This is a genomic window from Sutterella seckii (assembly GCF_009183815.1).
GTDB classification, from domain to species: Bacteria; Pseudomonadota; Gammaproteobacteria; order Burkholderiales; family Burkholderiaceae_F; genus Sutterella; species Sutterella seckii.
In genome coordinates this window covers 38,785-49,157 of record NZ_WEHX01000009.1, presented here as the reverse complement: position 1 = coordinate 49,157, position 10,373 = coordinate 38,785, and the positions used below count along the sequence as shown (strand labels likewise).

The window sequence follows — 10,373 nt, the reverse complement described above, 5'->3', positions numbered from 1 at the left end:
TGTTGCCTCCCTGACTCTGCCGAGTCGCTAGACCTTCCCCTTCTCGGGCGGTCAGTGGACTTTCACCACATAGACACACGTGCGCTGCCGAGCGCACCAAAAAGCCGCGCCGGAATCATTTTCCGGGACGCGGCTTTTATGTTTGCGTTCTGGATTCGGATGAGGCTGGTATCAGAAGCCCGTACCGATCTGGAACTGGAAGCGCTGCGTATCGTCGCCTTCCTGGTCGTTCAGCGGGAAGGCAATCGAGAACTTCAAGGGCCCGAGGGGCGAAATCCATGCTACGCCGAAGCCCGTCGAGTAGCGGAGGTCGCCGAAGTCGACTTTTTGTCGTCTGTAGGCAGTGGTATTAGAAGCTGTCAGATAGCCTTCATAACCCCAGGCATAACCGGCATCAAGGAAACCGAAGATGCGCAGCGTTCTGTCGCCGCCCGGGAGCGGCGCGAGGATTTCAATATTGCCCGTCAGCATGCGGTCGCCGCCGAGGTTGTCGCCGTCGTTGTCGACCGAATAGTCCTTCGGACCCAGCGTGCCCGACTCGAAGCCGCGCACCGAGCCGATGCCGCCCACGTAGAAGTTCTTGAAGAATGGGAACTGTTCGGTGCTGCCGTAAACGTCGCCCCAGCCCACTTCGCCATTGAAGGCAAGGGTCCAGGTGCGCGAAAGCGGAATGAAGTGCTGGTACTGATAGGTCGCCTTGTAGTACTGAATGTCGAAGCCCGGAAGACCGAATTCGCCCGAGAAGCGCTGATAGACGCCGCGCGTCGGCGCGAGCGAATTGTCGCGGCTGTCGCGCGACCAGCCGGCGGTGAGCGCCACGCTGATCGGGTTGTCGCCGAACTGGTCAACGTAGTTAATGTAACGTTGTGGCGAATTGCGGTTGGTGTCCACGGTCGTGGATTCAACGCGGGTGCCGAGGAAGATGCGGTCGAGTTCCGTGAACGGAATGCCCCAGCTCACGCCCGCGCCGTACGTTTCGTACTTCACGTCGGCAACGTCGAGTTCCTCGAGGTCGACGCGGCGGTCGTAGATTTCGTAGGAGCGGCTCACGCCTTCGGGCGTCACGTAGGGTTCAACCACGGAGAGCGCGTAGGTGCGCTGCGACTTCGACGTATTCACGTCGACCGACACCGAATTGCCGGTACCGAAGACGTTGTTCTGCGCGAAGCCCGCCGAAAGAATGATGCCTTCCGAAGTGGAGTAGCCGGCGCCAAGCGAGATCGAGCCCGTCGGACGTTCCTTCACGTTCACCTCAAGGTCGACCTGATCGCGGGTGCCCGGAACGGGCTTGGGTTCGGCCGTAACGGTCTCAAAGTAGCCGAGACGGTCGATGCGGTCGCGCGAAAGCTTCACCTTGTCGCTGTCGAACCAGGCGGCTTCGTACTGACGCACTTCGCGGCGGATCACTTCGTCGCGCGTGCGGTTGTTGCCCGTGATGTTGACGCGGCGGACGTAGGCGCGGCGGCCCGGGTCGATCGTGTAGACGATGTCGACCGTGCGCTTTTCCGGGTCCGAAATCGGATTGGGATTGGCGCTCGCAAATGCGTAGCCGAGCGTGGAGAGCTTGTCCGTAATCGCGGTCGACACGTCCTTCACGGCCTGAGCGTTGTAGATGTCGCCTTCCTTCAAGGTCACGAGCGCATTCAGCTGATCATCGAGCCCGAGCATGTCGCCCTGGAGCTTCGCCGAGCGGATCGTGTACTTTTCGCCTTCGGTGAGGTTGATCGTGATGTAGACGTCGGACTTATTGGGGGCAATCGAAACCTGGACCGAATCGATCCGGAAGTCGAGGTAGCCCTGATTCATGTAGAAGGAGCGGATCGTCTCCAGGTCTGCCGCGAGCTTCTCGCGTGAATAGAGGTCGCGCTTCGTGTACCAGGAGAACCAGTTGGGGGTTCCGAGCTGCATGAGGTCGAGCAGATCGTCGGAATCAAAGAGCGAATTTCCGGTGAAGCGGATCGAGGCGATCGAGGAAGCGGAACCCTCGTCCACATTGATCGTGATCCGCACGCGGTTGCGCTCGAGCGGCGTCACCGTCGTCGTCACGTTGGCGCCGTAATAGCCGCGGGCGAGGTACTGTCTTCTCAGTTCCTGGTCGGCGCGCTCAAGAATCGCGTGGTCGAAAATGCGGCCCTCGGCCATGCCGACATCGCGCAGGCTCTTTTCAACGGCTTCCTTGTCGAAGGCCTTGATGCCGTGCGTCTCAATCGTTGCTACGGCCGGACGCTCCATCACGCGGACCACGATGACGTCGCCGTCCTGCGAGAGCGTCACGTCGCGGAAGAGCCCCGACTGGTAGAGAGAATGAATGGCGCGAACGCCCTTTTCAGCCGTGTAGTCCTCGCCGGCGCGGAAAGGCAGGTGGGAGAAGACCGTGCCGGGTTCTGTTCTCGTCAGGCCTTCAACCCGGATATCCGAGATGACGAAGGCCGAAGCCGATCCGGCGAAAAGAAAGGCGGCAGTGATGCCGGCCGCCAGGCGGTTGAGTTGATGGAGCTGCAAAACGAACTCTCTCTTCATTCGAAACGGTATGAGGGCCGGGCGTTCGGCCTGAAGGCTCGCGCTACCTGAAAAAGTCCGCAGCGGGAACCCGATAAAAATCGGCTCTAAGGTTACCACAAGGCACTAACGGGCCGAAGCATCCCGGGCTATGCGAAATGGACTGCCTGAAGCGATAAGCCGTCACCCTCCGAGCCGTCCGACATCGTTCACCGTGACGTAGACGGCAAGAAGGATCAGAAGCGCCATGCTGACGGCGCCGAGCTTTTCCCGTACGCCCCTTGGAATATCCCGCCCCATCAGGGCTTCAATGCCGAGGATGACGAGCTGCCCGCCGTCAAGCGCCGGAATCGGAATCAGATTCATGAAGCCGATCGCGATGGAAATAAGGGCAAGGAATTCAAGGAAGGCCGAAAGGCCGGCCGTGAGCGCGCTCCCCGCCATTCCGGCAATGCCGACGGGGCCCGAGAGATTCTCGGTGCTTAATTCCCCCTTGGCCATATCGCCCACGGCTTCTGCCTGGAAGCGCGTGAGGCCGATCACCTTGTCGACGGCAATAGAAAGAGACTCAATCGGACCGCGGCGCACCGTCACGCGCTCGACCCCCTCTGCAAAACGCAGATCAGCCTTCCCCGAAAGCGCGCCCGTTTTCCCATCCTTCTCTGCCCGCGGCGTCATCGTAAGCTGTCGAACCGGCGCATCCGCGGAGGCGAGGCTCTGCACCTCAAGCTCAAGCGGCTTTCCGGCATGCGTACGGATCATTGATGCGAAGGTCTGGAAGTCCGAAGGTTCGCCGTTGATCCGGAGTATCAGGTCTCCCGCCTTCAAGCCCGCCTGAGCGGCTGGTCCCCCGGCAATGGCATCCACCACCAGAACGCCTTTCCCCGCGAGGAGGAACCCAAGCTTCGGAAGAATGAGGCCCTTCGTCCGGGTGGCGTCCTCGAGCGTCACTCCCGTGAGGTCGAAATGCCGCACGAAGGGTTCGCCGTTTCGCTCGAATTCGATCCGAACGTCCGGCCGCCCCGTCTGCTCAAGAAGCGTCGCGTTGAAGTCCGTCACGCCCGCAATCGGCCGCCCGGCAACAGCAGTAACGCGATCCATGCGGTGAATTCCCTGCGCTTCCGCCTGAGAACCCGGCGCCGCAGTCACATAGGGCGCAAGATCAGAGACGCCGATGGCGCCCGAGGCGGTGAAGAGCGCCACCGCAAGCACAAAATTCATGAGGGGGCCGGCCGCGATCACGATGGCGCGCCGCCAGCGGGGTCCCTTTTCAAAAAGAATTCCCTGGACGGGGGTGCCGTCCTCACGCTTTTCCTCTTCCTCAAAGGCAACGTAGCCGCCGATCGGAAGAAGGGAAAGCGCGAATTCCGTATCCCAGGCGTTCTTTCTCCAGACAACCTTTCCCATGCCGATGGAAAAGCGCCTCACGGCAAACCCGAGCCACTTGGCGGCAAGATAGTGGCCGCCCTCGTGAATGAGCACGACAACGCCGATCGTGAGAAGAAATCCGACGACGGCCAAAAGCACCGATAACGATCCCATGCTTCAATGTTCCTTTAGCGGCGCTTTGCCATGAATTCCGCCGTACGGCGGCGGGCCTCGGCGTCAACCGCAAGCATTTCCTCTGCCGAAGCCGGCGCCGGCGCTTCGAACCCTCGCGTCATCGCGGTCACCACGTCGAAAATCCCTGTGAAGGAGAGCTTCCGCTCGAGGAAGGCGGCAACAGCTACTTCGTTCGCGGCATTCATCACGATCGATGCGATGCCGCCCTTTCTCAGCGACTCTCGTGCGAGCTTGAGGAGCGGGAAGGTTTCCGTGTCGGGCGCTTCAAAGGTGAGTTTCCCGAGCTTTGCGAGATTAAGCCGTTCCGTCCCGCTTGCGATTCTTTCGGGCCAGCTCATGGCGACCGCGATCGGGGTCTTCATGTCTGGGGTTCCGAGCTCAGCCATCACCGCGCCGTCGGCAAACTCCACCATCGAATGGATGATCGATTCGGGGTGCACGAGAACGTCGATCCTGTCTTCTGGGAAGCCGAAGAGCCAGGAGGCTTCAATAATCTCAAGCCCCTTATTCATGAGGGTGGCGCTGTCGACGCTGATCTTTCGGCCCATGCTCCAGCGCGGGTGCTTCACGGCCATTTCGGGCGTAATTCCCGAAAGATCGCGCCGCCCGCGGAAGGGTCCGCCCGAGGCGGTAAGGATGATCCGCGCCGCCTTCTTCATCTTCTCGTCGGCGGCTACGAGGCACTGAAAGACCGCGCTGTGTTCGCTGTCGACGGGAAGGAGCTCGGCGCCGTTTTCCGCCATCGTCTTCATGAGGAGCGCGCCGCCGCAGACGACGCTCTCCTTATTGGCGAGCATGAGGCGCTTTCCGGCTTTAGCGGCCGCAAAGGTGGGCGCAACGCCCGCCGCGCCCACGATTGCCTGCAGCACCGCATCGGCTTCCGGGTCCTCCGCGAGCGAGCGGACCGCTGCCGCGCCTGCATGCGCTTCGACATCCTTCAATCCGGCATCGGCGAGCGCCTGCCGGAGGTCCCCGTACTTCGATTCATCCGCAATGACGACGTGCTTCGGGTGAACGTTTTTGGCAATTTCAACGAGTTCCGCGACGCGGCTTCCGCCCGCGATGGAATGAATGCGATAGCGGTCGGGGTGAAGAGCCGCCACGGCAAGCGCCGAGCGTCCAATGCTGCCCGTTGCGCCGAGGAGTGCGATGTTCTGCATGTCTTTAATCCGTTATTCGTCTTTTCTTATTTTTTTCGATCAGGCTCTTCTTCTCTCAAGCCGGATCACTGCAATTTCAGAGGGCACGCCCACGCGGATCGGGAAGCCGTTCCAGAGGCCCGAGCCCGGATGCACGTAAAGAAGCGTTCCTTCCGGACTCCGGTAGAACCCCCGCACATAGGTGCCGTTCATGATGGCGACAGCACGATCCATGCCGATGATCTGGCCGCCATGCGTGTGGCCCGAGAGCTGGAGCGCAAATTCCTCGTTCGCGCGGTAGCGCGGGAACATCTTAGGCTGATGCGCCATCAGGATGCGGGGAACGGCTTTAGGATCCGGCGCGCCAGCGAAGGTCTTCCTGACATCCGGAAGCTCGCGGCCGAAACGAGCGGCCATCGGATCGCAGACGCCGCCGAGGCAGAGTCTGGCCGGTTTGCCGTCGTTTCCCTCGACCTCAAGCACGGCGTGCTCGTTTCTCAAAACCCGGATGCCGAGTTGGGCGAACTTCTCCTCCCATCGCGGGTAGTCGCCGTAGTGCTCGTGATTGCCGTCGCACCCCCAGACGCCGTACTCGGCCCTCAGTTTGGCAAAGGGCGCAATGTCCTTTTCACGCCGCTCAACCGCACCGTCGACAAAGTCGCCCGTCATGAGAATGAGCCGGGGATGGAGCGAATTGACGCGCTCAACAAGCGCTTCCGCATGAGGCTCCGTCAGAAGCGCAGAGCAGTGGGTGTCTGAGAGCTGAACGAATTCAAAGCCCTCAAGTTCCGGGGGAAGGTCCTGGATTTTCGCCGTGTGGTAGCGCACCTCGGGCACTTCAATGCCCTTTTTGATGCCGAAAGCGGCGAAGCCGACGCTCAACGCCCCCAGGCCGATCGCCGTGCGGCGGTCCTGCTGCACCGCCCGATGGAGCTTCTCGCCCGAGCGGCCTGCAAGGACGGAGAAGAAAATTACGACTTCTCTCAGAAGCGTGAAGACCGTGAGAAAGAGAAGCACCGCTTCGCCGAAATTTCCCGCAATCAGCACAGCTCGCGGGAGTTCAGGCGAAAGCAGCCCCCCGAAGAAGAGCGTCGTGACGGTGGAAAAAAGGGAAACCGCAACAATGACGAGCGCGAGCGCCCATTTTGCGCCTTTTGCCATTCTGAGCGGTAGCACGAAGCGCCAGAGCACCCAGAGGGCCATGATCAGATGAAAGACGGCAAAACGCATGTTCTAGGAAAGCGTGACAAAAAGAGTTCGGTGCGGGAGAGAGGGATTCTCCGACATATCAGGGATTACACCCAAAGATTAACGGGAAAGCGGAAATTGGAAGCAAAAAGAGAAGATCCCGGGAACGGTCTTTTGTATCGGTTTCTTTCGGGGCGGCAGGCACGTCTATACCGCTTCCTCTTCCTGACGGTCGACCAGGGCTTCGCCCATCGTAATGCGGGCGAGTTCGCTCTCGAGTTTTCTGGCACTGGCTTCCGGAACGAGAAGCTCGTAGGAAGCATCAAACCGATAGTCTGATGAAACGATGACGACGCCGAGCTGGCGCGCGAGGTTCTGAAAGCTTCCGTCAAAGGCCGGATCCATCGAGACCACATAGCGCACGAGCACCTCGCGCTCTCGTGTGGGAACCGTCTCAAGCCCGAGCTTCGCGGTCCCCTGGTAGGCGCGGACAAGCCCACCCGTGCCGAGGAGAATGCCGCCGAAATAGCGCGTCACGACGACCACCACTTCGCCGATGCCGCTGTGCAGCACGGCGGTCAGCATCGGACGGCCGGCCGTCCCCTTGGGTTCGCCGTCGTCGCTCGCGCCCACCTGAGCGGTATCCCCCGGGGCGCCCGCATTGAATGCCCAGCAGTTGTGCGTCGCCTGAGCGTGCTCGGCGCGGATTTGTTCAATGAAGGCGTGCGCGGCTTCGGGAGACGCCGCACGCGCGACGCTCACGATGAAGCGCGAGCGCCGGATGGTGTCCTCGGTTCGATGAAAGCTCCCCGGAGGAAGATCAGGAACGGGATAGAGCTCTGTCATTCTTGCGGTCAGAAGAGCAGAACGGCCAGCATCATCCAGGTAGCGGCCGGAATCACCGGCATGGAGCTGTCCATGCGGTCAAAGAACCCGCCGTGACCGGGGAGAAGGTTCGAGGAATCCTTGATGCCGGCAAGACGCTTCAGCATCGACTCAAAGAGGTCGCCCGCAATCGAAAGCGCAATCAGGATGGCAAGAATCACAACGCCCCAGCCGAAGCCCGCGCGCTCGAAGATGAAGTTCGTGAAGACCACCTTCTGATCGCAGAACCAGTAGCAGAGAAGGAAGAAGACGATGACGATCACGTAGGCGCCGATCACGCCTTCCCAGGTCTTCTTCGGAGAAATTGCCGGGCAGAGCTTGTGCTTGCCCCAGGCGCGGCCGCAGAAATAGGCGCAGATGTCCGCGCCCCAGATGATGAGCATCACCGAGAGAACGAGCACCCAGGTGCCCTGTTCGTTGAGCCAGAGGAAGGAGAGATAGGCCGCCGGCACGAAGACCACGGCCGAGAGAAGGCACTGGAAGACATTCACCTTGAAGCCGTTCTCGCGATGGAAGAGCTCCAGGAAGAAGATCACGAACCAGGCAATCATGACGACGCCGTCGACGATGAAGAGAAACCAGTCCATCTTCGGGAGCGCCCCCGCCCAGTAGAGCGAAAACTGCGTGATCATCTCAATGGCGGAAATGAGTGCGGCCGGAACAGGCCCGAGATTGCCGATTCTCAGCCACTCGTAAAGCGCGAGGCCGAAGGCGATCGCCATCACTCCGGCAAACCAGAGGGGTCCTGCCCAGATGGCGAGAAGCAGGATGAGAAAGAGCACGGACGCAGTGGCAATGCGAAGCGACAGCATCTTGGAGGGGACCTTTGTTGAGGGGAAAAAGCGCCTTGCTAAGGGCAATATGCTGGAATTCTAATGAATCCTCGCCGGATGCTCGCTTAAGACTCGCGGGAAAAGGATCCCCGGCCTCGAGGCTTCGATGCCGCGTCAGCTGCCGGAGAGATGCATTCTCGCCTCGGCTCTCGTCCATTTCTCCCTGAGATTTGCCTCATTGCGGCAGCGCTCAACGGGCTTCAATACCTCTTCAATGACGGTGTCCCAGAAGTCGCGGCTTTTGAGATCGGCGCCGAGATGCCTCTCCCCGAACACCTCAATCGACAGCACTCCGCTCTCGCGATAAACCTCGCGCATGTTCTGTCCCGAGGCGCTCGCACCCGTTTTTCTGAACTGCGCCATCAGGGCTTCTGAAAGCAGGAATCCGAGCGTGTACTGCCAGTCGTAGAAGACGGGATTGCGCCGGTAGAAGTGAGGCTTATAGGCCCAGACATACTTGTCCGCACCGTCAGTCGTGCCGCCGAAATAGTGCTCCCAGGCTTCTGAAGAAAGTTCGTTGATGCCTCTGAGAGTCAGAGCCCCCCTCGGGCGATGCTCCAGAATGCCTTTAAGCAGCCGATGCCTGGCAGGAATAATGAGGCAGCAGTTTGTGATGCGCCTCAGCGCATGCCACTCAAGCGCCCATCGGGCCGCCGCATCTCCCTCCCTCTGAGCTTCGCTTCCAAAATGGGAAAGGAGTCCGGTTTCGCAGAAATTCGCCATGACTTCCGTAATCGAGATCGGATAGAGTCTTGCGGGCATGGGCTCCTCGTGCATGACATGCATCTGGTAGGCCGCGCCGATCAGATGCGCAAACGATGCTTCGCCCGACAAGGTCGGAAGATACTTCGTCACGACCCTTACAACCTGCGCTGTCGGCAGATCGTCGCTCCATGCGCCGCCCGACTTCCGCGATACCTGATCGGCGTCGACCCAGCCGCATGCATGCGCGCGTTCGAGAAATTCCGGGAATCGGGCGTCCAGGGCTTTAAAAGCCGAAGCCAGATGACGATAGGTCTCCTCGAGCGATCGGCCGCGTTCGTAAAGCGAATTCGGTGCGGAAGAAAGGAGGTTCCAGATTTTCATCCGGCCGCCGCCGAAGGCTCTTTGCCTCAGCGATACGGCTTCGCGAAGCTCGGGAAGCGCCGTCTCGATCGACGAAAACATCGCGTCGTAGATTTCCTTTTTCATGCGCTCGCGACGGAGTTCCGACTCGAGAATATTCTCACCCAGCTGATCGGCCAAAAGCGTTTGGAACCCGGTCTTCGCATTGATGACGTCGAGAAAGCTCGCGCCGTGCGAAGCAAGCCACGCATTCATGGCAACAAAGGTCGAGCGGCGCAGAACCGGATCGTCGGAATTTTTAAGCGCCGCAAGCGATGAGCTGACCCCTTGAACGGAACTCAGGCCGTCGCTTCCCCGTACCTCAATCGCCATCGTGCTCGTGAGATGAGCGTACATGTTTGCGATCGGGCTCATCACGCGCGAGGCAAATTCCCGGGTGAAGGCGTTCATCGCGGGCTCGGCAGGGAGCCCGAAGCGCTTTTCTCGCTGAACGGAAAGCCAGAGCTGCAGTTCTCTACTTCCTCCCAGGTCCGGATCCTCAAGCGCGAGCCGTTCAAGCGCCGAATGGAGCACCGAACCCGCTTTTTCAAGACGCATGAGGAGCTCCATCACAGCGGAACGCACGCCTTCGGAACTCGTCTCCGCGGCATTGAGCTGAAGACTTGTGCGGCAGATTGTCCTGAGGGTGCGCGCAAGGTCCTCTCCCTGTCCATAGAGCCGATAAGCCTCAAGGAGCGCGGCAATCGAGATCGCCCCGTTTTCCGCTGCAAAGCCTTCCGCCGCAATACCCTTGAGCGCGGCCGCCGTCATCCTGAGCTTTGCCAGATAGGTCTGCGTGAGCGAGCTCTGCGCATTGGAGAGATCGGCAATAAGCGTGCGATCAGAAGAATTGCTTTCAGAAAAAGAACCGAAGGACTGCATGACGAAACCTGACGACTATGGAGATGCGGCGCATGCTTGATCCCGTCTGCGGACTATCAGCCTCTTTTTCAAACCCGGCTTCAGGTGCTCCCCGATTGCCGGCTGCCGGAACTCGCTTGCGTCTTTACAGAATAAAGCCTGAATGAATCGACCTGCATTCAGAAATAAGGGTAACCCCGATATCCGTTAGGGTTATTACCAACAAGAACTTTTTACCCATTTCTCAAATGAAATTCATTCCTGACAACTCTTCGTCTTTAACGAAGATGCGTCAGGGTTA

The 10,373-nt window shown here is 59.9% G+C and carries 7 protein-coding genes; all 7 read right to left on the bottom strand.

The features are described 5' to 3' along the window. Positions 1 to 171 precede the first annotated feature (171 nt). Positions 172 to 2,520: an outer membrane protein assembly factor BamA gene (bamA, locus tag GBM95_RS03100; RefSeq protein WP_152157744.1), complete on the bottom strand. Its 2,349-nt coding sequence runs from the start codon at positions 2,518 to 2,520 to the stop codon at positions 172 to 174. A 162-nt stretch (positions 2,521 to 2,682) separates the two neighbouring features. Then, a complete protein-coding gene (rseP, locus tag GBM95_RS03095) occupies positions 2,683 to 4,041 on the bottom strand; it encodes an RIP metalloprotease RseP (RefSeq protein WP_152157743.1) in 1,359 nt (452 codons plus the stop codon). 14 nt (positions 4,042 to 4,055) lie between these two features. Next, positions 4,056 to 5,222 carry a 1-deoxy-D-xylulose-5-phosphate reductoisomerase gene (gene dxr / locus GBM95_RS03090; RefSeq protein ID WP_152157742.1) on the bottom strand — a complete coding sequence of 389 codons (1,167 nt, stop codon included), beginning with the start codon at positions 5,220 to 5,222 and terminating at the stop codon, positions 4,056 to 4,058. A 39-nt stretch (positions 5,223 to 5,261) separates the two neighbouring features. Beyond that, positions 5,262 to 6,431: a metallophosphoesterase gene (locus tag GBM95_RS03085; RefSeq protein ID WP_152157741.1), complete on the bottom strand. Its 1,170-nt coding sequence runs from the start codon at positions 6,429 to 6,431 to the stop codon at positions 5,262 to 5,264. A gap of 165 nt (positions 6,432 to 6,596) precedes the next feature. Continuing rightward, positions 6,597 to 7,235 (bottom strand): YigZ family protein, encoded by a 639-nt coding sequence (locus tag GBM95_RS03080; protein WP_152157740.1) that lies wholly within the window; start codon positions 7,233 to 7,235, stop codon positions 6,597 to 6,599. A gap of 8 nt (positions 7,236 to 7,243) precedes the next feature. Then, on the bottom strand, positions 7,244 to 8,086 hold the full coding sequence (locus GBM95_RS03075; RefSeq protein WP_139688859.1) for a phosphatidate cytidylyltransferase: 843 nt from the start codon (positions 8,084 to 8,086) through the stop codon (positions 7,244 to 7,246). A 135-nt stretch (positions 8,087 to 8,221) separates the two neighbouring features. Continuing rightward, positions 8,222 to 10,093, bottom strand: a complete 1,872-nt coding sequence (locus tag GBM95_RS03070) for a gluzincin family metallopeptidase (protein WP_152157739.1) — start codon at positions 10,091 to 10,093, stop codon at positions 8,222 to 8,224. Positions 10,094 to 10,373 lie beyond the last annotated feature (280 nt).